Source organism: Labrenzia sp. R5_0 (genome assembly GCF_017743835.1).
In the GTDB taxonomy this organism is placed as follows: Bacteria; Pseudomonadota; Alphaproteobacteria; order Rhizobiales; family Stappiaceae; genus Roseibium; species Roseibium algicola.
On sequence record NZ_JAGHRK010000001.1, the window covers coordinates 585,632 to 611,347 of the forward strand.

The window sequence follows — 25,716 nt, forward strand, 5'->3', positions numbered from 1 at the left end:
GCTATGCTGATTTCCCAGATCCTGGATGATGCCGGCAAACGTGCCGTGGTCGTCCGCAATGGCAGCGAAGCTTCTGTCCTGAAGGGAGTTGCCTCTACCTACGAGCTGGTTCAGGAAGCCATCGCAAAGGGCCAGAGCCTGACCGAATGTATCCGAGGACATGAACTCGGCGCGGCGGTCGACCTGGAACAGCTGGCCTCTGAAGGCCGTTTGCTGCTGCCGATCGACCACCCGGACGCAGCTCATATGCATCTGACCGGCACGGGGCTGACGCACCTGGGGTCAGCAGCAACTCGTGACGCCATGCACGCCAAGGCGAAGAACGACGATGCCAACGTCACGGACAGCATGAAGATGTTCCAGCTTGGCCTTGAAGGCGGTCGTCCGCAGCCGGGCCATGTCGGCGTCCAGCCGGAATGGTTCTACAAGGGCAACGGATCCTGCGCGGTGGCGCCGGGCGGTGATCTTGTCAGTCCCGGTTTCTGCGAGGACGGCGGCGAGGAGCCGGAAATTGCCGGGGTATATGTTATTGCCGAAGACGGAACGCCGTTCCGCGTCGGCTTCGCGCTCGCCAACGAGTTCTCCGATCACGTGATGGAGCGCCAGAACTATCTGTACCTGGCACATTCCAAACTGCGTCCGGCCTCCTTTGGGCCGGAACTGATGGTCGGTCCGCTTCCGGAGAAGGTTGAAGGCACCAGCCGGATCTACCGTGACGGCGCAGTGCTTTGGGAAAAGCCATTCCTGTCGGGCGAAGGCAACATGTCCCACACGCTGGCGAACCTGGAACACCATCATTTCAAGTATGACGTTTTCCGCCAGCCGGGCGATCTGCACGTGCACATGTTCGGCACGGCAACGCTTTCCTTCGCCGATGGCATTGGCTGCCGCGAAGGGGACGAGGTCGAGATTTCCGCGCCGGGGTTCGGCGTTCCCCTGAAAAACCGCTTGGCTTTCAAGGCTGCGGAAGCTGGGGCGGCTCAAGTGAAGGTTCTTTAGATCATGGCATTCAAACCGGCGAAATGGCCGCGCAAACTGCGGTCGACCGAATGGTTCGGCGGCACCAGCCGTGACCACATCTATCACCGCAGCTGGATGAAGAACCAGGGTCTGCCGGACGACCTCTTCGATGGTCGCCCGGTTATTGGCATCTGCAACACCTGGTCCCAGCTCACGCCCTGCAACGCGCATCTGCGCGATCTGGCGGAGCGCGTCAAACACGGGATCTACGAGGCCGGCGGCTTTCCGGTGGAGTTCCCCGTGTTCTCGACCGGCGAGAGCACGTTGCGTCCAACGGCGATGATGTTCCGCAACCTTGCCAGCATGGATGTGGAAGAAGCGATCCGGGGCACGCCGCTGGATGGTGTGGTCTTGCTTGTCGGCTGCGACAAGACCACGCCCTCTTTGCTGATGGGCGCGGCTTCAGTCGATATTCCGGCAATTGTCGTCACCGGCGGTCCGATGCTGAATGGCTGGTTCCAGGGCGAACGGGTCGGCTCCGGCACGCACCTCTGGAAATTCTCCGAGGCGGTGAAGGCTGGGGAAATGACCCAGGAGGAGTTTCTGGAGGCCGAGGCCGCCATGAGCCGGTCCCCAGGCAGCTGCAACACCATGGGCACGGCATCCACCATGGCCTCTATGGCAGAGGCGCTCGGCATGGCACTGTCCGGCAATGCGGCGATCCCGGCTGTCGACAGCCGCCGCCGGGTGATCGCGCATCTCTCCGGCCGGCGGATCGTGCAGATGGTGAAGGACGATCTGAAACCGTCCGACATCCTGACCCGCGAAGCGTTTGAGAACGCCATCCGCACCAATGGCGCCATCGGCGGGTCGACGAATGCGGTCATCCATCTGCTGGCCATCGCCGGCCGTGTCGGCATAGACCTCTCGCTCGATGATTGGGACAAGGCAGGTCGGGACATCCCGACCATCGTTAACCTGATGCCGTCCGGCAAATACCTGATGGAAGAGTTCTTCTATGCGGGTGGTCTGCCGGTGGTGATCAAGCGCCTCGGTGAGGCGGGCATGCTCAACAAGGATGCCATCACCGTTTCCGGCGAGACCATGTGGGACCAGGTCAAGGATGTGAAGAACTGGAACGAGGATGTCATCCTGCCGGCGGAAAAGGCGCTGACCAGCCAGGGTGGTATCGCGGTTCTGAAGGGCAACCTTGCCCCCAATGGCGCTGTCCTGAAACCGTCTGCCGCGTCGCCGCATCTGATGCAGCACAAGGGCAGGGCAGTGGTCTTTGAGGATATCGACGACTACAAGGCCAAGATCAACGACGACGCCCTCGACATCGACGAGACCTGCGTCATGGTGCTGAAGAATTGCGGCCCCAAGGGGTACCCGGGCATGTCGGAAGTCGGCAACATGGGCTTGCCGCCTAAGGTGCTGAAGAAAGGCATTACCGACATGGTCCGCATTTCGGATGCGCGCATGTCCGGCACGGCTTATGGCACCGTTGTCCTGCATACCTCTCCGGAGGCGGCTGCCGGTGGACCGCTGGCTGTGGTGAAAGACGGCGACATGATCGAACTGGATGTTGCGAACCGGACAATCCATCTCGACATTTCCGAACAGGAATTGTCCGCACGGCTTGCAGCATGGAAGCCGTCGCACCATGTTCCGGACAGCGGCTACGCCCGCCTGTTCCATGACCACGTTCAGGGTGCCGACACCGGCGCCGATTTCGACTTCCTGAAAGGCTGCCGCGGTTCCGCCGTGCCAAAGGATTCACATTGATGGCAGAAAAACTGGCGCTGGTGGGCATCGGCAAGATTGCCCGCGATCAGCACATTCCGGCAATCGCCGGTAATCCGGACTGGCAGCTGGAGGCGGCGGTCAGCCGTCACGCCGGCGTCGACGGGATCGATCATTTCCAGACGATCGACGAGCTTCTGGAAAAGCGGCCGGACATCACCACGGTCTCGCTCGCCATTCCACCGCAACCTCGGTTCGAGTATGCGGCCAAGGCCTTGAAGGCTGGCAAGCATGTGATGCTGGAAAAGCCGCCGGGTCAGAGCCTTGCCGAATGCTATGCGCTGGAGGCACTTGCAAGGGAACACGGGGTGACGTTGTTCGCCACCTGGCACTCCCGCTATGCCGATAGCGTACCGGCGCTGAAGGCATTCCTTGCCGAACGCACGTTGAAACGGCTCAAGATCACCTGGAAGGAAGACGTTCGCCGTTGGCATCCCGGCCAGGAATGGATCTGGGAGCCGGGTGGCATGGGGGTCTTCGACCCAGGTATCAATGCGCTCTCGATCCTGACCGAGGTTCTTCCTTATCCGGTTCACCTCACCGGTGCGACGCTCGAGTTTCCGGAGAACCGGGCAACGCCGATTGCCGCCGGGCTGAACTTCGCAGATCCGGTTGGCGCAGAAATGTCCGCCGATTTCGACTGGCGTCAGGAAGGGCCTCAGACATGGGACATCGACGTTGAAACCGACCGAGGCGCCGCAAAGCTGTCACTTGGCGGTGAGAAGCTGGAAATCGACGGTGAGCCCGTTATACAGGGGGCGAACCATGAATATGCCAACCTCTACGTCCGTATGGCGGATCTGGTGAAATCGGGCACGAGCGACGTCGATCTCTCGCCGATGATCCATGTGTGCGACGCCTTTTCTCTTGGGCGGCGCGTCATCACTGATCCGTTCGAATTTTGATCCATCTTCAAAACCAGAAGGTTTGACATGACTTTTATGCCTCACGGAAAGCAGCTTGTTGCAGGGCAATGGGTTGCTGGCGATGCAACATTTACCTCCGAACCGGCGCATGGTGCGTCTCACGCTTTTTCCGTCGGTACTGCCGACCAGGTGGACGCGGCCTGCCGCGCAGCGGAAGAAGCCTTCTGGAGCTATGGCTATTCCAGCAGTGAAGAGCGGGCGAAATTCCTCAATGCCATTGCAGACGAGATTGAAGCCCGTGCGGACGCCATCACCGAGATCGGCACGTCCGAAACCGGTTTGCCGGAAGCGCGTCTTCAGGGCGAGCGTGGTCGCACCACCGGCCAGTTGCGCCTGTTTGCCTCGCATATTCTGAAAGGCGATTATCTCGACAAGCGTCACGACGAAGCCCTGCCGGACCGCCAGCCTCTGCCGCGCCCGGACCTGAAGCTGGTCCAGCGCCCGATCGGGCCGGTCGCGGTCTTTGGTGCTTCCAACTTCCCGCTGGCATTCTCGACCGCCGGCGGTGATACGGCATCGGCTCTGGCTGCCGGCTGCCCCGTGGTCGTCCGTGGCCACCCGGCCCATCCGGGCACCGGTGAGATTGTTGCCGAGGCGATCGCCGCAGCCATCAAGTCCTGCGGCCTGCATCCGGGGGTCTTCTCCTTCATCCAGGGCAATGGTTTCGAGGTTGGCCAGGCGCTAGTTCAGCACCCGCTGATCACCGCCGTTGGTTTCACTGGCTCCCTGCGTGGCGGCCGTGCCCTGTTCGACATGTGCGCACAGCGCCCGGTGCCGATCCCGTTCTTTGGTGAACTTGGTTCGGTCAACCCGATGTTCCTGCTGCCGGCGGCGCTCTCCGCTCGCGGCGAGGCAATTGCAAAGGGCTGGGCTGGATCGCTGACAATGGGCGCTGGCCAGTTCTGCACCAACCCGGGTGTTATCCTGGTGCTCGAAGGTCCGGATGCGGACGCCTTCGTTGCGACAGCAACAGAAGCCCTCGGCGGCATTGGCAAGCAGACCATGCTGACAGACGGAATCGCGGCCGCCTACCGGTCCGGTTCCAAGCGGGTTGCCGCTTCCAGCGGTGTCCGCGAATTGATCGGCACGTCCTGCGAGACCCGTGAAGCCGCGCCTTACGTCTTCGAGACCACCGGCGACAACTGGCTGGCCAACGAGGAACTGGGCGAGGAAGTCTTCGGCCCGCTCGGCATCGTGGTCCGCGTGAAGGATGAAGCACAGCTTCTGGAAATCGCCAAGGGCCTGGAAGGCCAGCTCACCTGCACGTTGCAGATGGATGCAGGCGACAAGGACCTTGCCCGCAAGCTGATGCCGGTGCTGGAGCGCAAGGCAGGCCGCGTGCTTGCCAATGGCTTCCCGACCGGTGTGGAAGTTGCCGACAGCATGGTTCACGGCGGGCCTTACCCGGCATCGACCAACTTCGGCGCCACCTCCGTCGGCACGATGGCTATCCGGCGCTTCCTGCGCCCGGTCTGCTACCAGAACCTGCCGGACGACCTGCTGCCGGCCAGCTGAGCCGGGTGGGCGATCAAATGACGACCTCATCCTGAGGAGGACCTTCAGGTCCGTCTCGAAGGATGGGCACCTTGCTCTGAACAAGTGGCCCATCCTTCGAGACGCGCACAAGTGCGCTCCTCAGGATGAGGCGTTTTTTCAAGTTTGAAGCCTCAGATATTCAGTTCGATCTTCCGGCCGGCCAGGATGACGGCGACCATGGCGTCATGGGCTCCCTTCGCGTCTCCGGCCTTGATGGCCGTGACGATGGCGCGGTGACGCTCGACGAACTCGTAGGTTTCCTGGTCGTTGCGCTCGTTGGCCTCGGCAATGAAGAGGGAATACAGCGCGGCCTGAACGAGATCTCCAAGTGACTGCAGGAAGCGATTGCCGGAGAGCTTCAGGATCATCTTGTGAAACTCCAGATCGGCCACGGCCACGGCAGCCCTGTCCTTGCCGGTGGCAAGGTTGTCGCAGAGTTTGGACAGGGTCACGCATTCCGCATCGGTTGCGCGCTTGGCGGCGCTGCCTGCCGCCGCCGGTTCGAAGATCAGGCGGATCTCGAACAGGTCTTCCAGAAACGGACGCTGGTTGTTGAGCGCGGCGTGCCAGCGCAGGACGTCCGGATCGAACATGTTCCATTCGGATGCGGGCCGGACATGGGTTCCAACCTTGGCTTTCGACTGGATCAGGCCTTTTGCGATCAGCGTCTTCTTCGCTTCCCGCACCACCGTGCGCGAGACGTCGAACATTTCCGAAATGTCCGGGTCCAGGGGGATCATCGTTTCCGGCGGATACTCACCTGCAACGATGGCTCTTCCCAGTTGCTCGACAACCTGATCGGTATGGTTTCCGATCTGGCTTCCCAACCCGCCGGTGGCGACGAAGGTCATGATTGCGCGGCGAACTCTGTCGCTGGTTTTCTGCGCAGTGTCGTTGCCCAAGTGAGTCCCTTCTGAAGCAAGATGAAGCCGAAGAGCAAACCGCCGATCACGATCTTTGTCCACCAGCTCGAAAGCGTTCCGTCGAACACGATAAAGGTTTGTATCAACCCCATGATCAAAATGCCAAAGAATGTGCCTGCGACAAAACCAGTGCCGCCGGTAAGCAATGTGCCGCCGATCACCACCGCCGCGATGGCGTCGAGTTCGACCCCTACCGTCGCCAGTGAATAGCCGGCGGACGTGTAGAGAGAGAAGATGATCCCGGCAAGTCCGGCAAGGCCGCCTGACGTTGCGTAGATGCCGATGGTGGTCCTTGCCAGGGGAACGCCCATCAGCCGGGCCGTCGACAGCCCGCCGCCAAGTGCATAGACATTCTGGCCGAAGCGGGTGCGGTGGGCGACGATGATGCCGACGAGGAAGGTCAGCAGCATGATCATGCCGGTGAGCCGGAAACGTCCGCCGCCCGGAGCCTTCCAGTAAAGCGACTGCAGTGTGTCATAGAACTCGTGGGTGATCGGCACGCTGTCGGTCGACAGCACATAGGCCGCGCCGCGGGCCAGAAACATGCCTGCCAGCGTGACGATGAAGGGCGGCATCTCCAGATAGTGGATCATCGCCCCCATCGCCGCACCGAAGGAAATGGTGATCGCCAGTACCAGGACAAAGGCGACCAGCGGATGGATCGAGGTATCCCTCAGGATCACAGCCAGAAAGACGCCGGTAAAGGCGATCACCGAGCCGACCGAAAGATCGATGCCCCCCGAAAGGATCACGAAGGTCATGCCGACGGCGGCTATTCCAAGAAAGGCGTTGTCTGTCAGAAGGTTCGCGACGACCCGTGTCGACAGCATCGCCGGGTATTGCGACGCGCACAGCGTATAGGCCAGCACGAAAGTCGCGATGGTGATCAGAAGCGGCAGATGAGTGGAGCGGATCATTGCGGGCTTTCTTTCGCTTCCTTGATGGGGTCGGACGGCTGGGGCTCCGCAGAAGCCCGCAAGATGTAGAGCGCGTGTTTCACGGTCGGAGACTGGATAACCAGGATCGCGATGATGATCAGTGCCTTGATGACCAGGTTGAATTCAGGCGGCATGCCGGACAGAAGGATCACCGAATTGACCGACTGGATGATCAGGGCTCCGAGCAGCGACGCCATGATCGAGAAACGCCCGCCAAGCAGCGAGTTGCCACCAATCACCACCGCCAGGATGGCATCAAGTTCCAGCCAGAGACCGGCATTGTTGGCATCTGCCCCCTTGATATCCGCCGCGACGATAACGCCGGCCAGTGCCGCGCAGACACCGGAAATCAGATAGACAGAGATGATCAGCACGCGGCTGTTGATGCCCGCAAGGCGCGAAGAGCTCTCGTTGATGCCGATTGCCTCGATCAGCATGCCAAGCGCTGTCTTGCGGGCCACTGCCGCAACCGCGAGCCCGAGCCCGATCCAGATCAGGATCGGGGTCGGAATGCCCAGGATCGTGCCGGCGCCCAGGTGGATGAGCCCAGGATCCAGGAAGGTCAGGATTGTTCCTTCCGTCACCAGCTGCGCAATGCCCCGGCCGGCCACCATCAGCACAAGCGTTGCGACGATCGGCTGAATGCGCAGGACAGCAACCAGAACGCCGTTCCACAGGCCGCAGATCGCACCGACGGCAAGCGCACCGGTAAGGGCGACGTGCCAGCCGTGTCCATCCACGGCAAGGGAAGCGGCAACCGCACCGGCAATTGCCATGACGGCGCCAACCGACAGATCGATGCCTCTGGTCGCGATGACCAGTGTCATGCCGATACACAGAAGGGCGGTCGGCGCGCCACGATTGAGCACGTCAATCAGATTGCCGAAGAGGCGCCCGTTCTGGAATTCTATCCGGAAGAAATCCGGAAATACCATGAAGTTCAACATCAGAACGGCAGCGAGGATGATCAGCTGCGGGGTGATCCGCCGGAGGGTGTTGTGAACATGTGCGGTCATCAAACGGCCTCCGCCATGGGTTCGTCGGCAATGGCCGCGACAATGTTGGAAGTCGTGATGTCATCACCGGCAAGTTCGCATACCTGACGCCGGTCACGCAGCACGATCACCCGGGTGGAATAGGCGACGAGTTCTTCCAGCTCGGACGAGGCCACAAGAAGCGCCATGCCGTCTTCGCGCAGTTTCTCGATAAGGGCGATGATTTCCGCGTGGGCGCCGACATCAATGCCGCGTGTCGGTTCATCCAGGATGAGGAAGGCCGGATTGGTCGCCAGCCATCTTGCCAGCAGTGCCTTCTGCTGATTACCGCCAGAAAGCAGGCGGATCGGCATGTCCAGGCTGGCGAGGCGAATGTCGAGGGCCTTCACATAGGCTTCCGCCAGTTCATTGACCTTTGCTTTCGGGAGTGGCCGGAACCAGCCCTGTCGGGCCTGCAGAGCCAGAATGATATTCTCCCGCACGGAAAGATCGCCGACGATACCGTCGCTCTTCCGGTCTTCCGGACAGAGCGCAAACCGGTGCGCGACGGCCTCACGCGGGTTCTTGATGGTGACTTTCTTGCCTTCCAGCAGCGCTTCGCCCTGGTCAGCCTGCACGGCGCCAAAGATGATTTCGGCAGTTTCCGTACGTCCGGACCCCAGAAGCCCGGCAAGTCCGACGACTTCGCCCTTGCGCACGGTCAGGTCAAACGGCGTGATCATGCCGCGTTTGCCGAAGTTCGTCAGCTCTATCAATGTGTCACCGGTTGCCGACGGGGCGCGGTCGTGAATGCGATCTTCCAGCTGCCGGCCGAGCATCAGCGTCACGATCTCGGTCTGGGTTGCATCTGCAAGCAGACGGGTGCCAACCACACGGCCGTTTCTCAGCACCGTTGCCCGGTCGGAGATCTCGAACACCTGGTCGAGGAAATGCGTGATGAAGACGATGGCAAGGCCACGCGCCTTCAGTTTTTCAATGACGGAAAAAACAAGGTCGACCTCATCCCGGTCGAGGCTGGCCGTCGGTTCGTCAAGGATCAGAACCTTGCCGGAAAGCTCGACGGCACGGGCAATCGCGACCACCTGTTGTACGGCGACGGAATAGGCCGACAGCGGTTCGGCCGGATTGACGGAAAGGCCGAATTCGGCAAGCAGATCCCGCGCCATCTTCATCATCTTGCGCTGGGAAATGAACCCGTGCCACATCGGCTGGCGGCCGAGAAAAAGGTTCTCCGCAACAGTCAGGTTCGGCAGCAGGTTCACTTCCTGGTAGACGGTGCCGATACCCAGTTTCTGGCTGTCCTGAGTGCTGTTGGGCGAGATTTCCTGACTGTTCAGGAGGATGGTGCCGGCATCGCGCCGATAGGCACCGGTCAGGCATTTGATCAGGGTGGATTTTCCGGCCCCGTTTTCGCCGAGCAGCGCATGCACTTCACCCGGATAAAGGGTCAGGTCCACTGCATCCAGCGCTATGGCCCCCGGAAAGAATTTGGATATGCCCCGGCATTCGAGCACAGGGTCGGTTACGCTCGCCATGTATCGGCTTCCCCCGAAGTCGGACTTCCTGAACCTTGAGATGCCGGGCGGCAGGCCGCCCGGCATCGGGATCGTTCTTAGTATCCCAGGTCTTTCTTCATCTCGTAGATGGCCATGTTATCATCTTTGAGCGTGTAGAGTTTGGACTCGGTCTGGATCCACTTCGGCGGCATCGTGCCATCTGCAAGGAAGGCTTCAAGCGCGTCCAACGCCGGGCCTGCCATGTTCGGGGTCAGTTCGATCGTGGCATTGGCTTCGCCGTTTGCCATCGCCAGGTGGATGTCCGGAACACTGTCGATCGAGACGATCTTGATGTCTTCACCCGGCTTCAGGCCGGCTTCCTTGATCGCCTGGATGGCGCCGACGGCCATGTCGTCGTTGTGGGCATAAAGGGCACAGATGTTGGCGCCGCCAACGGCCTTCAGGAAGCTTTCCATGACGACCTTGCCCTGGCTGCGGGTGAAGTCGCCAGTCTGACTACGGACAATGTTCAGATTGTCATGGCCGGAAATCGCCTGCTCGAAGCCCTTCTTGCGGTCGATGGCGGGGCTGGAACCGGTTGTTCCCTGAAGTTCGACGATGTCGCACTTCTCGCCGGCAGTTTCATCAACCAGCCACTGGCCAGCGACGCTGCCTTCATGAACCAGATCCGACGTGACGGCGGTCATGTAAAGATCTTCCGGTGCGTCGACAGTCCGGTCAAGCAGCACGACCGGGATCTCGGCATCCTTGGCTTCTTCCAGGACTTCGTCCCAACCGGTGGCAACCACAGGAGCGAGCAGGATTGCATCGACACCCTGTGCGATGAAAGACCGGATCGCCTTGATTTGGTTTTCCTGCTTCTGCTGGGCATCGGCAAATTTCAGATCAATGCCGCGCTTTTCAGCTTCCTGCTTGGTGACAGTTGTTTCAGCTGCACGCCAACCGGATTCAGATCCGATCTGCGAAAAACCGATGGTCAGATCGGCAGCCATGGCGGTCATCGGGACAAACGACATTGCCCCGGCAATAAGCATTGCCTTGAGTTTCATAGGGTCTCCTCCACAAGGTATATTCTCCTCACAAAAATCATTAAGTAATACTTTATTACTTTTGTAAAGCGAGTAGCGTTGTGCGGTGCGAACGGGATGGGTAAGTATCTGTAATAATGAAAAAATAACGATCTGGATTGCCTCTTTCCTTCATCGTTTCCGGGCCTGATCCGGCAATCCACGCCAATGCGGGGCCATTTCCAGGAGGTGTGACAGAGGTCAGGAAGGGGCATGGAAACCACGGTTGAGCCATGGCGCGACGAGGAAGGGGGGAGGCCCGCCATTCGCCCTCCCGGTCCAAGTCAAGATCCAGGGTACAGCACACTCCACCGTGTGGAATTGCCAAGAGCGGCAAGGATGTCGTTTCGTGGCCCTGCTTTCTCGAGGGAGAGTGCCCTGAAAACGACAAAAGCCCGGGCGGCAGAGCCCGGGCTTCGTGAAGTGCGACGATAGGCAAGACTATCCGTCCAGCTTCACCCAGGCAGCGTTTTTCGCCGAAGAGCGGACGCAGGCGTCGACAAAGCGCACGCCGGCAAGTCCGTCCGTGATTCCCGGAACCAGAGAGCTGGCGTCCTTGCCGGACTGGTGGGCACGGATGGCATCGGCAGCGTCCTTGTAGAGGTTGGCGAAGCCTTCCAGATAGCCTTCCGGATGTCCTGGCGGCACACGTGTGGCCGAGGCGATGCTGTCGAGCATGCCGGCACCGCCCCGGGTCAGCAGTTGCTTCGGCTTTCCGAAAGGCGTGTAGTGGAGATAGTTCGGGTCTTCCTGGTGCCACTCGAGCCCGGCCTTGTCGCCATAGATCCGGATCTTGAGATTGTTCTCGTTGCCCGGTGCTACCTGCGAACACCACAGCATGCCGCGCGCGCCACTGGCGTAGCGCAGCATCACGTGGCCGTTGTCATCCACCTGACGGCCCGGAACGAAGGACTGCAGGTCGGCTGCAAGGCTTTCCGCCGACTGGCCTGTGATGAAGCAGGCAAGATTATAGGCATGAGTGCCGATATCGCCCGTGGAGCCGCCAAGGCCCGTGCGTGCCGGGTCGGTACGCCAATCAGCCTGCTTGTTGTGCTGTTCCACCGTCAGCCAGTCCTGGGGATACTCCACCTGAACGACGCGGATCGTGCCGAGGTCGCCACTGGCCACCATCTCGCGTGCCTGCCGAACCATTGGATAACCGGTGTAGTTGTGCGTCAGGAAGAAGAGAGCATCGGAGCTTTCCGCAGCCTTCACGAATTTCTTGGCATCGGCCAGGGTCGAAGTCAGAGGCTTGTCGCAGATGACATGGATCCCGCGTTTCAGGAATTCCTTCGCCGCCGGATAGTGCATGTGGTTCGGCGTGACGATGGCAACGGCTTCTATGCCGTCTTTCAGCCGGGCTTCACGCTTGGCCATTTCCTCGAAGGAGCCATAGATGCGATCTTCCTTGAGGCCGAGCGCGCGGCCAGACTCAAGCGCTTTCTCCGGGGTGGAAGACAGGGCGCCCGCCACCAGGTCGTAGGCGCCGTCGATGCGCGCGGCAATTCGGTGAACGGCGCCGATAAAGGCATCCTTGCCGCCGCCGACCATGCCGAGCCGGATCGGGCGCGTCTGCACGGTGTCTTTTCCTTCGATGGCCATATCGCTCCTCCTGAAACTGTTTCTGTTCTATCGTGCCGCGCGCTGTAATCGATTACACGCGTTGTTTACATACATAGAAACCTCATGCTGAGGAAGCGCGGATGCGCTTTTTCGAGGGAGGGGCCACTTGTTTTCAAGATTGCAGCCCATCCTTCGAAACGGACCGGGCGGTCCTCCTCATGACGAGAGTGAGAGGTGGCGAGCGTCGTCGCCGACCCGTCCAATTGTTGCCTCGTCGAAGTCAAAACTCTAGTTGATCCCGAGCATTTTCCGGTTGGCTGCCTCGTCACTGCCGCCGTCGGCGAAATCGTCAAAGGCCTTTTCGGTCACGCGGATGATGTGAGCCTTCACGAAGTCTGCGCCTTCCCGGGCCCCGTCTTCAGGGTGCTTCAGGCAGCATTCCCACTCAACCACGGCCCAGCCATCGAAATCATTCGCGGCCATCTTGGAAAAGACGGCTCCGAAATCGACCTGGCCGTCGCCAAGGGAGCGGAAGCGTCCGGCGCGGTCGACCCACGACTGGTAGCCGCCATAAACACCCTGACGTCCGGTCGGGTTGAACTCGGCATCCTTGACGTGGAACATGCCGATCCGGTCCTTGTAGATGTCGATATTGTCCAGATAATCAAGGCACTGCAGCACATAGTGGGACGGATCGTAGAGCATCTTGCAGCGGTCGTGACCGTTGACGCGCTCCAGGAACATCTCGAAGGTGATGCCGTCATGCAGGTCCTCACCCGGGTGAATTTCGTAACAGACATCAACCCCCATTTCCTCGGCATAGTCGAGGATCGGACGCCAGCGTCTGGCAAGTTCGTCAAATGCGGTTTCGATCAGTCCGGCAGGACGCTGCGGCCACGGATAGACATAGGGCCAGGCAAGCGCGCCGGAAAAGGTGGCGTGCGCTGAAATGCCGAGATTGCGGCTTGCGGCTAGGGCCAGTTTGACCTGGTCGACCGCCCAGGCCTGACGGGCGGCAGGATTGCCATGGACATGCGGCGCGGCAAAGCCGTCGAAAGCCGTGTCATAGGCCGGGTGCACGGCAACGAGCTGGCCCTGCAAGTGGGTTGAAAGCTCGGTGATCTCGACACCGTTCTCGCGCGCTGTCCCAATGAATTCGTCGCAATAGGTCTTGGAACTGGCTGCTTTTTCAAGGTCGATCAGCCTGCTGTCCCAACTGGGTACCTGAACGCCAAGATAGCCGCAATCCGCGGCCCATTTCGTGATCGACGCCCAGGAATTGAACGGCGCTTCGTCCCCCGCAAACTGGGCGAGAAACAACGCCGGACCCTTTATGGTTTTCATGACATTCTCCAGAAATAGGGGAAGGTGAGATGAGGTGGAAAGGGCCGGGGTCCCATCGCGAAAGACCCCGGCCTGCTACGTCCCGAAGCCTTAGAAGGGCGAATCCGGGAAGTAGTAGTTTTCAGCATTTTCCGGCGTGATCAGCGTTGCACCGAGAATGTAGCGGCCGGCAACCGGACCATTGGACTTGAAGGCGGCAACCGTCTGGTCCATGGCGGTGGCGATCATCGCCGGCGGATAGAGAACGTCGACCGGAATAAGGGTATCGCCATCCATGATTGCCTTGATGGTTTCCTTCATGCCGGCACCGCCAACGACGAACATGCCGTCGCCGTCACGGCCAGCCTGTTTCAGGGCGGCAACCACGCCAATGGCGATGTCGTCGTCCTGGGCCCAGACCGCGTCGATGTCCGGGAAGCGGGACAGGAAGTCCTGCATCACTTCAAAGCCGTCGTCGCGGTTCCAGTTGGCGTGCTTGTGGTCGAGCACGTTGATGCCGGAGCCTTCGATCTCGGCCATGAACGCGTCGAAGCGCTCATTGTCGATGACCGTCGGAATACCGCGCAGGATGACGATGTTGTCGCCGTCCTTCAGGCGGGTCTTCATGTACTGGGCGGAAACACGGCCCAGTTCCGGGTTGTTGCCGGCCACATAAAGGTCTTCGATGCCCGGCTGGCTGAGGCCGCGGTCGACGACCGTGATCCATGCACCGGATTTCTTGACGTTCAGCACCGGGTCGGTCAGCGGTTCGGATTCGAACGGCAGAACTACCAGGGCTTTGATCTGGTGAACGGAGACCAGGTCTTCCAGGGCACTTGCCTGTGCTTCCGGATCCGGCGAGTTCACCAGGATGAGATCGACGTCCGGATAAAGCGCCTCAAGCCGCTTTTCCGCTTGTTCCGCGTGCCAGTTCATGCCGGCTGCCCAGGCATGGGTCGGGGTCGGATAGCTGACGCCGATCTTGATTTTTTCCTGTGCAACCGCAGCGCCCGCAAAGGCCAGCGCACCGGTTACCGCGATCACTCCCAAAGCTTTCTTCATGAGCATTGCTTCCTCCTTCAATGCTGCCATCTGGACGCACTTCTCCCGTCCGGTGCGATCCGGTATTTGAATTGGGGACGGGTCCCGGTTCGGTTGAAATCAGGTCAGGGGCTTACTTGCTCTTGCGGAGCTTCCAGTCACTGCGCTGAAGAAACACTGCGACGATGATGATCAGGCCCTGCATGGTTCCATTCAGGTAATTCGAGATCACATCGGTGAAGTTCAAAATGTTGCCGATGGTGGTGAGAATGAGCGCACCAAGGATGGTGCCGCCGATCCGGCCATACCCACCCTTAAGCACCGTACCGCCGATGATGACCGCGGCGATCGCCTCAAGTTCCCACAACACGCCGGTGGACGCGGACGCCGAGCCGAGGCGGGGCACGTAAATGATGGTGGCAAAGGAAACGCACAGGCCCTGGATGACATAGGTAAGCGTCTTCACACGGTCCACGTTGATCGCCGAGTATCTGGCGACAGCCTCGTTCGAACCGATGGCCGTGCAATAGCGGCCGAACGCGGTACGGTTCAGCAACAGCCAGCCGCAGATGGCAACCGCGATGAACACCCAGACAGGGAAGGGCAGGCCCAGAAACGTGTCGTAATAGACGGGCCGGTAGGTTCCGCGAATATCGAAGTTGAGCGACAGGGTGCCGCCATCTGCAAAGTAGGTCACCAGCGAGCGATAGATGCCCATGGTGCCGAGCGTCACGATGAAGGCTTCGATCTTGCCCTTGGTGGTCAGGGCACCGTTCACCCAGCCGGCCCCGATGCCCAGCACGATGGCAAGGCCGCAGCCGAGCAGAACTGTCGGAACGCCGCTGCCCATGGTTTCGACAGCGTTGTTCATGATGATGATCATGACACCGGAAATGGCTGCCGCCATGGACCCCACAGACAGATCGATGCCTCCGGCGGTGATGACGAAGGTCGCCCCGACAGCAATGATGCCGATAAAGGCAGAGCGGGTCAGAAGGTTGGTCAGATTGCCTTCGCTGACGAAGGCAGGGTTCAGCAGAAAGCCGATGATGCAAAGGATCAGAAGGGCAACTGCGGGGCCAATCGTCTTGAAGTCTATGGAAGACCTCTTGGCCGGCTTGGCCGCTGTATCGTCAGACGCGGTCATCATGGTCAATGGAGTTCCTCCCGTTTCAGCCCGGCGGCGTAGCGCATGATTTCGTTTTCGTTGATGTGATCGCCGGTCAGAACGCCGGTGATATGGCCTTCGCGCATCACCACCACCCGATGGCAAATACCGATGATTTCCGGCATTTCCGAAGAGATGACCACGACCGAAACGCCTTCGGCGGCAAGGGCTGCGATGAAGTGGTAGATCTGTTGTTTCGTGCCGACATCGATACCCCGGGTCGGCTCATCGATGATGACGATCTTCGGATCGCATTCCATGATCTTGGCGAGCAGCAGCTTCTGCTGGTTGCCGCCCGACAGCTTGCCGACCGTGATTTCCTTGTCGCGGGCCCGAACATCGAAGCGGCGGATGGCACGGTTGAGCGCGTCTTCTTCCGCCTTGCTGTCGAGACCGAAATTGCGGACGAATTTCGGCAGGGCGAACAGGGTCAGGTTTGGCCGCATCTTCTTGTCGAGAAGCAGTCCTTTTTCTTTCCGGTCCTTGGTGAGATAGGCCAAACCAAGGTCCCGTGCCTGCGCGACGGTCATGGGGCCGGTGTCGCGTCCAAAAAGCCTGATGGTTCCTGCTTCAAACGGGGCAAGGCCGCAAATCGTCTCGAAGACTGCGGTCCTGCCGGAGCCGATCAGACCCGAAAAGCCCAATATCTCGCCCTTGCGCAGGCTGAAGCTGACGTTGTCGACGGACGGCGCACGCAGGTTCTGGACTTCCAGAACGAGCTCTGCATCGACGTCTGCCTCATGCATGGGCGGGTAGAGGTCGGAAAGCTCCCGGCCAACCATCATCTGGGCCATCATGTCCGGCGTCAGATCGCTGGAGGCACGCGTGTCGATCCACTGACCGTCACGCAGGATGGTGACGCGGTCGGCAATCTCCTTCACCTCGTTGAGCTTGTGCGAAACGAACACGATGCCGACGCCGCTTTCTTTCAGCTTTTCCACCTGACGGAAGAAAACCTGGGTTTCCTCCTCGGTCAGAACGGCGGTTGGTTCGTCCATGATCAGGATGCGGGCGTTCCGGCTGACGGCCTTGACGATCTCGACCATCTGCTTCTGGGCGATGGTAAGGTCGGAAATGCGATCGGTCGGGGAAATGTCGAGGCCGATCTCGTCCAGATACTTCCGGACGGTTGCCTGCATGGCCGCCTTGTCCAGAAAACCGTTGGATTTGATCTCGCGGCCGAGGAACACGTTTTCCTCTACCGTCATCTGTTCGGCGAGGTTGAGCTCCTGGTGGATCAGCACGACGCCGAGTTTCTCTGCGCCACCGTTCGCGGGCAGGTCGGTCTGCTTGCCGTCGAGACGGATCTGGCCGGAGGTCGGATCATGAAACCCGGAGAGGATTTTCATCAGCGTCGACTTGCCGGCACCGTTCTCGCCGATCAGGGCATGAACCTCGCCAGGGCGGACGTCCATGCTGACACTGAACAGCACGGGAACCGGCCCAAAGGATTTGCTGATGTTCACGGCCTCGATGACCGCTGCCGGAGCAGTGGTGTCCACGCTCATTCTTGTTCCTCCCAAGGCGCCAAAGCCCTCTTCCTCAATGGCACCGTGCGTTTGATGTAAACGTTTTCATGGATCGTGTAAACCTTTACATTGGCCTCTGTAAACCTTTTCATTATGTGCAATGCGTTCTATACAGCGTAGATGGCGTTGCGATTCATGGACTTACCACGAGGCCGCACCGCAGCATGTCTGGAAATAGAAAATGAGCGAACCGGGCGAGCGGCCGGCGACCATTGAAGACGTTGCGAAACTGGCGGGCGTATCCATCGCGACCGTCAGCAGGGCCTTGCGCTCGCCGGAGAAGGTTGCCGAGAGCACGCGCAAGAAGGTTACGGCCGCCATTGCCCGAACCGGCTACACCGCCAATGCCATGGCGCAGAACCTGCGCATGCAGCGCTCGCAGATGGTGCTGGTGCTGGCGTCTTCCATTGCTGATCCAAACTTTGCCGGCATTCTGACAGGGCTGGAAAAAGCGGCAAACGACCGTGGTTATGGTGTCCTCATCGGCAACACCGAAGGTACCAGCGGACTGGAGCAGAACTACCTGCGTTTCCTGTCGACGGGCATGGCCGACGGGCTTGTCTTGCTGACAGGGCATATTCCGGTTGCCGGACAGCCACAAACACCGCTCACCAACCTGCCGCCGATCGTTGCGACCGAGCGTCCGGTCTCGAACCCCGAAATCAGTTACGTCGGCGTGGATGATGTCGCGGCCTCCAAGGTGGCGACCGAATATCTGATCTCCTTGGGGCACCGGCGGATCACCTATATTTCCGGCGGGCCCGCCGACATCCGCAGTGATCTTCGCCATTCCGGATATCTGCAGGGGTTGAAAGAATCACCCGAGGCACTGCGCGACTGGCGCGTGGAGGGCGACGGCTCCAGCGAGAGCGGGCGTGCCGCCGTCGAACGGCTGTTCATCAAGGACGACCTGCCGACCGCTTTCTTCTGTTTCAACGACAACACCGCGATCGGGGTCATCTCGGCACTTCAACTGCGTGGCTACCGAGTCCCAGAAGATTTCTCCGTGCTTGGTTTCGACGACATTCCCTTTGCCAACAATTTCACGCCCGGATTGACGACAATTCGCCAACCCCGGCAACATATCGGCGAAAAGGCCATGACAATCCTGCTTGATCGCCTTGCGAACCGGTCCCTGGAAACGCGCACTCATCTGCTCCACGGGGATCTCATCGTGCGCGAGAGCTGTGGTGGCATTTCGCGCAAGCTGAAGTGACGTGCTGCGGGCGTGATGCCAGTGCGCATTAGGCGCTGGCAGACCTTCTGATCGCAGTCGATGATCCGATAAGCGTAAGGAGCTGGTTCGTGACCGCCCTGGTTCCCATGTCACCGCCGAATTCCATCGGTCGCAACACATTTTCCTGAAAGCCGGTGTCGACAGCGCCGTTGATCAGGTCTGCGGCATCGGCAAGGGAGGGCTTGTCCAACTTCTCGGCGAGATAGTCCAGCATCAGCGCAGCACTCAAGATCGCGGCCAGCGGGTTGGCCTTGTCTTCTCCCATGATGTCGGGGGCGCTGCCGTGGGCAGGCTGAAACAATCCGGTGGTGTCGCCGATCTCCCCACAGGCGGCCATGCCCATGCCACCCACCAGGCCACCGGCAAGGTCCGAAAGAATGTCGCCGAACATGTTTTCCATCACCAGAACGTCGAACTCCCAGGGCTTGCGCACCAGGTCGAGCGCTTGTGCGTCGACGTAATTGTAGCCGACAGGCACGTCGGCAAATTCCGATTTCACTTCGTCAAAGATCTGGCGGAAGAAGGCCAGAGAGGTGAACACATTCGCCTTGTCGACACAGGTGAGCCTGCCCGGATGGCCGCGCTCGCGCCGTTTGCGGGCAAGGTTGAATGCAAAGCGATGCAGCTTGGTGGTGGTTTTGCGCGTGATGCGCAAAACGTCCTGCACTTCGTCATCATTGACTACGAGGCTGCGCTTGTGTGCTGCTGCAGAGTAGAACAGCCCTTCGGTTGATTCTCGCAGGATAACGAGATCGATACCGGCAGCGCGCGGATCGGCGAGCCTTTGCGGTGCGTTGGGATAGGCTTTGACCGGGCGAACACCCGCATAAAGCCCAAAGCGATCGCGCAGGCGCAAATGCGGCGAGATCTCCGTGCCGTTTGCATGTCGGATCGAGGGAAGGCCGATGGCCCCAAGGAAAATTGCATCGGCAAGCCCCGCGCGTTCCTCTCCGCCGTCTTCGATGTCGAGGCCAGTCTCCTTGAAGTAACCCGCCCCTGCCTGGATCTCGTCATAGCGGGGCGCGGGTTCTCCCGTGTGCTTCAAGGCTGTTTCCAGCACGGCAATGGCTGCTTCCGCCACATCGACGCCAATACCGTCACCTTTTATCAGGGCAATTTTCATGGGACTGTTCCTCAAATCCAATCAACGTCGTAGCGCTCGACGATCCGGCCGATCTGGTCCGGATTGAGCGCCGTTGCGGCAGTGCCGCGAAGCAGAAGGGCAAGCCTGGCTGTTGCTTCCAGCTCTTCCATGGCATGGACGGCGGCGGCCAGATCCCGGCCGGCAACAACGGGCCCGTGGTTGGCCAGCAGAACGGCAGAGCGACGGCCCGCAAGTCCTCGGACCGCGTCTCCCATTGCCGGATCTCCCGGCACGAAAAACGGCAGAAGCTTCACCTTGCCGAGCTGCATGATCCCGTAGGCCGTCAGGGGTGGCAGAACGTTGTCCGGATCGATCTCCGGCAACAGGGAAAGTGCGACCGAGTGACACGAATGCAGATGCACGACCGCACCTGCCGAATGGCGGGTCTCGTAAAAGGCCGTGTGAAGCGGGATTTCCTTCGTCGGCCTGTCACCCGAAAGCAGTTCGCCCTGGACAGAAAGATGGCTGATCCGGGCCGGGTCCAGAAACCCCATGGAGGAGCCGGTCGGGGTAACGAGCAATGTGCCATCCGACAGACGAACGGAGAGATTGCCGGTCGATCCATGTGTCAAACCACGGTCGAACATCGATTTTGCCATCAGGCAAATCTGTTCGCGGGTGGTTGCGCTTTCGCTCATCGGCTTGTCTCCAGAACGCTGAGCGCCTCGGAGAAGAAGTTCGGGCCACCGAAGTTGCCGGATTTCAGCGCCAGCGCCAGCGGCTGACCGCTCACCTTGAGCGCGGGAACACCCGGCGCAATCTTCGGACCGATATCCAGCGTGTTTGCCCCGAGACCGGAAACAACGGCCCCTGACGTTTCGCCGCCGGCGACCACCATTCGGCTGACACCGGCGTTGAACAGCGACGCCGCCAGATCGGAAAAAAACTCCTCAATCGCCGCCGCGCTTTTTTCCCTGCCGTGTTTTTGTTGGGCAGCACCCACCACCTCCGGGTCGGCGGAGGAATAAAGCAGGGGCGAAGCGTCCTGGCGAAGTACCCAGCCGGCGATTTCCTGCACCGACAGTGTCTTCGCCATGATGTCGTCGACAGTCAGTTCACGCGAGGGGGCAATGGCCTTGTAGCGCGCGACCTGGGCGCGAGTTGCCATTGAACACGAACCAGACAGAACCACGGCGTTGCCCGAATGTCCGGTCCAGTTCGCTGCCGCAGGCGTGTGGCCAAAGTTCTTGGGCAAGCCGAGGGCTATGCCCGAGCCCCCGACAAGAAGCTTTCGCGCAGCGATTGCCCGCCCAATGGTCGCAAGATCATCGTTGCGGATTGCATCCACAATCACCATCGACTTGCCGTCGGCAGGGCAGGCGAGGTTGATTGCGGCCGGACCATCTGCCACGTGATCGAGGGAGACATGACCGACTGCCCAGGACGTCTGACGAGCCAGCACCCGCCGGATGTCCGGGTCGCCCATTGGCGTCAACGGATGGTGGCGCATGCCGCTTTCGCTCAAAAGCCTGTCTGCGACGAAGAGATGTCCCTGGTAGACGGTTCGTCCGTTTTCCGGAAAGGCCGGGCAGACGATCACACATGTCTCGCCAAGCCTGTCGGCAAGGGCTTCCGCCACAGGGCCGATATTGCCTTCGTCGGTCGAATCGAACGTCGAACAGATCTTGAAGACAATCTGCTTGCATCCCTGAGCGGTCAGCCAGTCGCAGGCTCGCAGGGACTGGGCAACTGCCTCTGCAGCTGGGATCGTTCGGGACTTCAGACTGATGATGCCGGCGTCCACCGACGCAAGTGCCGGAACATCGGGCACACCGACATATTGAGCCGCCGTCATGCCGCCTTCCGACAGCATCAATGCAATGTCGGAGGCTCCGGTAAAATCATCCGCGATCACGCCCAGCTTCATGAGCGGATCCCCTTGAACGGACCACGGTCGAGACGGAAGATGTGTTCCGGGCCGTGTTGCGGAAAGAGCGTTCGCACCAGGGGATCATGTCCCGGCACAACAAGGTCTATCGAGCTGGCAAGGTGCTGAATGGTTCCAAACCCATCCAGCATGTCCTGCATGTCGACAACGATCGGGAACGGTTTGGCTTCCAGGAAATTCTCGTAGTAGTGGGCTGCGTCGGAAGCCAGGCACATCCAGCCGGCTTCTGTCAGTACACGAACCGCCTGCAATCCCTTGCTGTGCCCGCCAATGCGATGAACTGTAAGTCCTTCCCGGACTTCGCCATCTCCTTCATGAAAGATTACCCGGCCAGAGTAGAGCCTTTGCACAGCTTCACAGACATGGTCCGCGGTGTAGGGAGCCTTCATCGCGCCCTGGCACATGCAGGGACCTGTGGCGAAAGCCATTTCCGCTGCCTGCAGATGGATGGTGGCATTGGGAAAATGCTTCAAGCCGCCCGCGTGGTCATAATGCAGATGGGTGACGATGATGGTCGTCACTGCCTCAGGTTCAATGCCGAGAGGGGCTAGGGCCTCTACCGGATTGAGCCGGACAGGACGGCCGCGCCGCGCGCCTTCCTCGCCGTCGTAACCTGTGTCGACCAGAATGATCTCGTCCTGCTGCCGCAGCACCCAGATGAAGTAATCCATCTCGTGTGGCTGGTCGTGGTTGTCGTCGAACAGGAAACTGTCCTTGCGCGTGCGCGCATTCCTGTCGGCATATTTGACCGCGAAAACCTGCCAGGGGCTCATGAGGCCACCTTCGCGTAGGTTCGAACCGTTTTCTGCGCGATCATCCCGGCAACCTTTGCATCGAACGACTTGAAGTGAGGGGTTTGCAGATGCGCCTGAAAGGCGTCGGCATCGTCATAAAGTTCATAGAGAAACACATCGCCGGGGCGATCAGGGTCGGTGCAGACGTCGAATTGTCGGCATCCGGGTTCGTCCTTCAGGGACGCTTCGGCGTTTGCGATCATGAGCGGCAGAAAATCCTCCACCGCCTCGGCCTTGATCTGAAACACCACCGTTACGGCATACATGTTGTTCTCCTCAGCGGAACAGGTTCACCATACCCATCGAAAGGAAGGGTATGTAAGTCACGGCGAGCAGGGCGGCGATTGCGGCTATGTAGAGCGGTGCCATGTTGCGGGCGATCGACAAAACACCGACGCCGGATATCCGCGAGGCAACATAAAGTGTTGCGCCAACCGGAGGTGTGAACAGGCCGACGGCCACATTGCAGGTCATGATCACACCCAGATGGACCGGGTCGACACCGAAGGCTTGTGCGGTCGGCAGGAACAGCGGTGCCGTCAGCAGGATCGCAGGAACCGGATCGAGAACGAGACCGAGGACCAGAAGCACGACGTTGACCAGCAACAGAAACATCCAGGGTCCGGTTGAAAACGCCTGCACGAAACCGACCAGGATCTGGGGCATCTGCTCAAGCGTGATCAGCCAGCCAAGGACTGTCGTTGCACCGATCACGACCATCACCACCGCGCTGGTAACAAAGCTGTCGATCAGAAGACGCGGCAGATCGCGGAGTTTGAAGTCCCGGTAGACAACAGTTGTGACGAACAGGCCGTAGACGACGGCAAGGGCCGCGGCTTCCGTAGGGGTTACCCAGCCGGTGAAAATGCCGCCGAGGATCACGATCGGCATGAACAGGGCAGGGGCGGTACCGATGAAGGAACTGGTCAATTCCTTGAAGGTCGTGGTGCGCCCACCGGGGTCGCACTTGGTGGTCTTGCCGACATAATAGCAAACCGCCATGAACAGGGCGCCGAACAGAATGCCGGGAACCATGCCGCCGAGAAAGAGATCGGCAACCGAAACGTTGCCGACAAAGCCGTAGATCAGCATCGGAATGGATGGTGGGATGATGATGCCGATCGTCCCGGCTGCAGCCACCAGACCGGCGGCGAAGGCGGTGTTGTAGCCCTCGCGGGACATGTTCTTGATCATGACCGAACCGATGGCTGCGCTGTCGGCAATGGCCGAACCCGAAATGCCGCCGAAAATCATGGATGCGCCGACGACGACCATGCCGAGCCCGCCTGCCATGAAGCCGAAGGCAGCCCTTGCAAAGCCGATGATGCGCAAGCCGACACCACCGCGGCTCATCATTTCCCCGGCGACGATGAAGAGCGGGATCGCAAGGAAGTGGTTCGGCTCCACCCCGCCGATAAAATTCAGGAACAGCGCTTGCAAGGGATAGCCGAGATCAAAGACGATGATCGGCAGGACAGCGGTGATCAGAATTGCCCAGACCAGCGGAATGCCGATGAAAACGGAGGTCAGGAAGACCGCAACAACGAAGATCAGGATCATGAGAGGGCCTCGCCGCCATCTGAGTGCGCTGCATGAGGAACGACAGGATTTTTGAGGTCGTAGACCATGTTGAAGAGATGGAAGATCAGGGTCAGTGTCATGCCGGCTGGCATGGACGCGTAGAGCAGACCGACAGGCCAGTAGAGAACCGTTGTCTTTTGTGCCCAGGTGTGGACCGAGATATTGACACCGGTGTAGATCAGGCTGAGCAGCAGGACGACGATGATCACGTCGATTGCGATCGACAAGACACGTTGACCCGTCAGCGGCACCAGTTTCTCGACAACTTCGGTAACGCGCATGTGCGCGCCCCGGGCAACCGCTGCCGCACAACCGATGAAGGTGCTCCAGAGCAGCAGGAAGCTGGTCACTTCCAGCGACCAGGCAAGGTCGAAGCCGGCGAAGCCGCGAAGCCAGGCGTTGCAGAACACCAGGGTGACGATCGAAAAGCCGCCGAGCGCCAGGCATATATCGACCAGGTGACTGAGCCAGCGAAGCGCAGCCGGATAGTGATCTCGGTAATCCAAGGGTCGTCTCTTCTTGAAAAGGGCCGGAACCGCCGCGTGACGTGCGGTTCCGGCAGTTGAGCCCCGGAGCACCCTGCGTTCTTTCGAACGCCGTTCGGCGCTCCGACCCACAAGAAACGATCAACTGTTGAACGGGCAACCGGCTCGATCACCCGTGCGTTGATCTCGTTGCCTGATCAGTTCTGGGCCGGGAGTTTTTCGCGGATCGCTGCCGCATCTGAAAGGATCTGGTCGACGGCTTCCTCGCCGTAGACATCCTTGGCCTTTGCGTAGACCGACTGCACCGCCTCGCGGAACGGCGCGATATCGGGAACGCTGACCTTGGCGCCGGATTCCTGCATTTCCGTGAGTTGGCTTTCGACCGAACTCTTGACGAGGTTCCGGCTGAAGGCTGCGGAATCGGCTGCAGCTTTCATCACGGCCTCCTTGTCTTCGTCGGAAAAGGACTGCCAGGTCTTTTCGGCCACCGTCAGGGGCAGAGGGCTGTAGACATGGCGTGTCAGCGTGATGTAGGGCGCAACTTCATAGAACCGCAGTGACTTGATGGTGTCGACCGGGTTCTCCTGGCCGTTGACGATGCCTTGCTGAATGGAAATGTAGACGTCGGTAATCGGCATGACGACCGTCTGGAAACCGATGGCTTCCATCGACCAGCGGATCATGTCGTTCGGGAAGACGCGCATTTTCATGGACTTGGCGTCTTCTGGCGAATTCAGCGGTTCGTTGGTGGTGAAGCTGCGGAACCCGGCTTCCCACGTCGACAGTACCCGGAAACCCTTTTCCGGCAGCTTGGCGAATTCTCCCTGCAGCCATTCGGAATTGTCATAGAGTTCCCAACCCTGCTCGTAGGTGTCGACCAGGAAGGGCATGGCCGTGAGGTTCAGCGTCGGCATGTGCGTGGCGTAGCTGCCCGTGGCCGAGACCGTGAAGTCGATGCCGCCAAGCTGCAGCAGTTCAATGGCTTTCGGATCGTTTGCGAGCGATCCGGACGGGAAGATCTGAACTTCGTAACGGCCGTCCGTATATTCCGCGACCTTCTCCGCAAACAGTTCTGCAGCCTGCTGACGGGATCCGCCAGGGTTGTCCGTATGGCTGAATCGCAAGGTTTCGACAGCCTGCGCGCCGCTCATGCCCATTGTGAGAATTGCCGCGCTCATCAGCAGGCGGCTCAAGGATTTCTTGTCAAGCATTTCAATCTCCTCCCACGGCCGCTCCAAGGCCGTATCAATTTACACATTCGATTGCGTATACGCTAACCAATCCCTTGTCAACGACGC

23 protein-coding genes are annotated in these 25,716 nt (G+C 60.0%); 5 read left to right on the forward strand and 18 right to left on the reverse strand.

Features of this window, described 5'->3' with window-relative positions:
- The first annotated feature begins 3 nt into the window (after nt 1-3).
- The 4 genes from araD1 to J7447_RS02745 are packed head-to-tail and all read left to right on the forward strand — an operon-like array spanning nt 4 to nt 5,204.
- The gene (araD1, locus tag J7447_RS02730) at nt 4-999 is read left to right on the forward strand and encodes an AraD1 family protein (protein WP_022999984.1); all 996 of its coding nucleotides are present in this window, start codon (nt 4-6) and stop codon (nt 997-999) included.
- A 3-nt stretch (nt 1,000-1,002) separates the two neighbouring features.
- On the forward strand, nt 1,003-2,745 hold the full coding sequence (araD, locus tag J7447_RS02735; RefSeq protein ID WP_055658459.1) for an L-arabinonate dehydratase: 1,743 nt from the start codon (nt 1,003-1,005) through the stop codon (nt 2,743-2,745).
- The gene (locus J7447_RS02740) at nt 2,745-3,668 is read left to right on the forward strand and encodes a Gfo/Idh/MocA family oxidoreductase (RefSeq protein ID WP_209168682.1); all 924 of its coding nucleotides are present in this window, start codon (nt 2,745-2,747) and stop codon (nt 3,666-3,668) included. Before araD ends, J7447_RS02740 begins: the two co-directional genes overlap by 1 nt.
- Before the next feature lie 27 nt (nt 3,669-3,695).
- Complete coding sequence (locus tag J7447_RS02745; protein WP_062489646.1) at nt 3,696-5,204, forward strand: aldehyde dehydrogenase (NADP(+)); 1,509 nt, start codon at nt 3,696-3,698, stop codon at nt 5,202-5,204.
- 152 nt (nt 5,205-5,356) lie between these two features.
- Here J7447_RS02745 and J7447_RS02750 read toward each other — a convergent pair whose 3' ends face one another.
- From J7447_RS02750 to J7447_RS02795, 10 genes are all read right to left on the reverse strand, one after another.
- Complete coding sequence (locus tag J7447_RS02750; RefSeq protein WP_209168683.1) at nt 5,357-6,127, reverse strand: FadR/GntR family transcriptional regulator; 771 nt, start codon at nt 6,125-6,127, stop codon at nt 5,357-5,359.
- Entirely contained in the window at nt 6,073-7,062 is a 990-nt protein-coding gene (gene yjfF / locus J7447_RS02755) for a galactofuranose ABC transporter, permease protein YjfF (protein ID WP_055659490.1), read from the reverse strand. The genes J7447_RS02750 and yjfF overlap by 55 nt, the downstream gene beginning before the upstream one ends.
- On the reverse strand, nt 7,062-8,102 hold the full coding sequence (locus J7447_RS02760) for an ABC transporter permease (protein WP_209168684.1): 1,041 nt from the start codon (nt 8,100-8,102) through the stop codon (nt 7,062-7,064). Before J7447_RS02760 ends, yjfF begins: the two co-directional genes overlap by 1 nt.
- Nucleotides 8,102-9,616 (reverse strand): sugar ABC transporter ATP-binding protein, encoded by a 1,515-nt coding sequence (locus J7447_RS02765; RefSeq protein WP_075281237.1) that lies wholly within the window; start codon nt 9,614-9,616, stop codon nt 8,102-8,104. Before J7447_RS02765 ends, J7447_RS02760 begins: the two co-directional genes overlap by 1 nt.
- Nucleotides 9,617-9,693: 77 nt before the next feature.
- Entirely contained in the window at nt 9,694-10,647 is a 954-nt protein-coding gene (gene ytfQ / locus J7447_RS02770; RefSeq protein ID WP_152511528.1) for a galactofuranose ABC transporter, galactofuranose-binding protein YtfQ, read from the reverse strand.
- 459 nt (nt 10,648-11,106) lie between these two features.
- Entirely contained in the window at nt 11,107-12,267 is a 1,161-nt protein-coding gene (locus tag J7447_RS02775) for a Gfo/Idh/MocA family oxidoreductase (RefSeq protein WP_022999993.1), read from the reverse strand.
- Nucleotides 12,268-12,516: 249 nt separating this feature from the next.
- Nucleotides 12,517-13,572 (reverse strand): sugar phosphate isomerase/epimerase, encoded by a 1,056-nt coding sequence (locus J7447_RS02780; protein ID WP_022999994.1) that lies wholly within the window; start codon nt 13,570-13,572, stop codon nt 12,517-12,519.
- Nucleotides 13,573-13,662: 90 nt separating this feature from the next.
- Entirely contained in the window at nt 13,663-14,619 is a 957-nt protein-coding gene (locus J7447_RS02785) for a substrate-binding domain-containing protein (RefSeq protein ID WP_031268970.1), read from the reverse strand.
- Between the two features lie 106 nt (nt 14,620-14,725).
- On the reverse strand, nt 14,726-15,742 hold the full coding sequence (locus J7447_RS02790) for an ABC transporter permease (protein ID WP_022999996.1): 1,017 nt from the start codon (nt 15,740-15,742) through the stop codon (nt 14,726-14,728).
- A gap of 2 nt (nt 15,743-15,744) precedes the next feature.
- Nucleotides 15,745-17,268, reverse strand: coding sequence for a sugar ABC transporter ATP-binding protein (locus tag J7447_RS02795; RefSeq protein ID WP_055658470.1), 1,524 nt, complete (start codon nt 17,266-17,268; stop codon nt 15,745-15,747).
- Between the two features lie 202 nt (nt 17,269-17,470).
- Between J7447_RS02795 and J7447_RS02800 the strand changes: the two genes are divergently transcribed.
- On the forward strand, nt 17,471-18,505 hold the full coding sequence (locus J7447_RS02800; protein ID WP_055658472.1) for a LacI family DNA-binding transcriptional regulator: 1,035 nt from the start codon (nt 17,471-17,473) through the stop codon (nt 18,503-18,505).
- A gap of 28 nt (nt 18,506-18,533) precedes the next feature.
- Here J7447_RS02800 and J7447_RS02805 read toward each other — a convergent pair whose 3' ends face one another.
- The 8 genes from J7447_RS02805 to J7447_RS02840 form a co-directional block, all read right to left on the reverse strand.
- Nucleotides 18,534-19,649, reverse strand: coding sequence for an isocitrate/isopropylmalate family dehydrogenase (locus J7447_RS02805; RefSeq protein ID WP_022999999.1), 1,116 nt, complete (start codon nt 19,647-19,649; stop codon nt 18,534-18,536).
- Between the two features lie 11 nt (nt 19,650-19,660).
- Nucleotides 19,661-20,308 carry a 3-oxo-tetronate 4-phosphate decarboxylase gene (gene otnC / locus J7447_RS02810; protein ID WP_209168685.1) on the reverse strand — a complete coding sequence of 216 codons (648 nt, stop codon included), beginning with the start codon at nt 20,306-20,308 and terminating at the stop codon, nt 19,661-19,663.
- Nucleotides 20,305-21,537: a 3-oxo-tetronate kinase gene (gene otnK / locus J7447_RS02815; RefSeq protein ID WP_209168686.1), complete on the reverse strand. Its 1,233-nt coding sequence runs from the start codon at nt 21,535-21,537 to the stop codon at nt 20,305-20,307. Before otnK ends, otnC begins: the two co-directional genes overlap by 4 nt.
- Nucleotides 21,534-22,331, reverse strand: a complete 798-nt coding sequence (locus tag J7447_RS02820) for an N-acyl homoserine lactonase family protein (RefSeq protein ID WP_209168687.1) — start codon at nt 22,329-22,331, stop codon at nt 21,534-21,536. The genes otnK and J7447_RS02820 overlap by 4 nt, the downstream gene beginning before the upstream one ends.
- A complete protein-coding gene (locus tag J7447_RS02825) occupies nt 22,328-22,618 on the reverse strand; it encodes a putative quinol monooxygenase (protein WP_023000003.1) in 291 nt (96 codons plus the stop codon). The genes J7447_RS02820 and J7447_RS02825 overlap by 4 nt, the downstream gene beginning before the upstream one ends.
- Before the next feature lie 10 nt (nt 22,619-22,628).
- Entirely contained in the window at nt 22,629-23,912 is a 1,284-nt protein-coding gene (locus J7447_RS02830; protein ID WP_023000004.1) for a TRAP transporter large permease, read from the reverse strand.
- Nucleotides 23,909-24,439: a TRAP transporter small permease gene (locus J7447_RS02835; RefSeq protein ID WP_055658483.1), complete on the reverse strand. Its 531-nt coding sequence runs from the start codon at nt 24,437-24,439 to the stop codon at nt 23,909-23,911. The genes J7447_RS02830 and J7447_RS02835 overlap by 4 nt, the downstream gene beginning before the upstream one ends.
- 176 nt (nt 24,440-24,615) lie before the next feature.
- A complete protein-coding gene (locus tag J7447_RS02840; RefSeq protein ID WP_209168688.1) occupies nt 24,616-25,629 on the reverse strand; it encodes a TRAP transporter substrate-binding protein in 1,014 nt (337 codons plus the stop codon).
- Between the last annotated feature and the right edge of the window lie 87 nt (nt 25,630-25,716).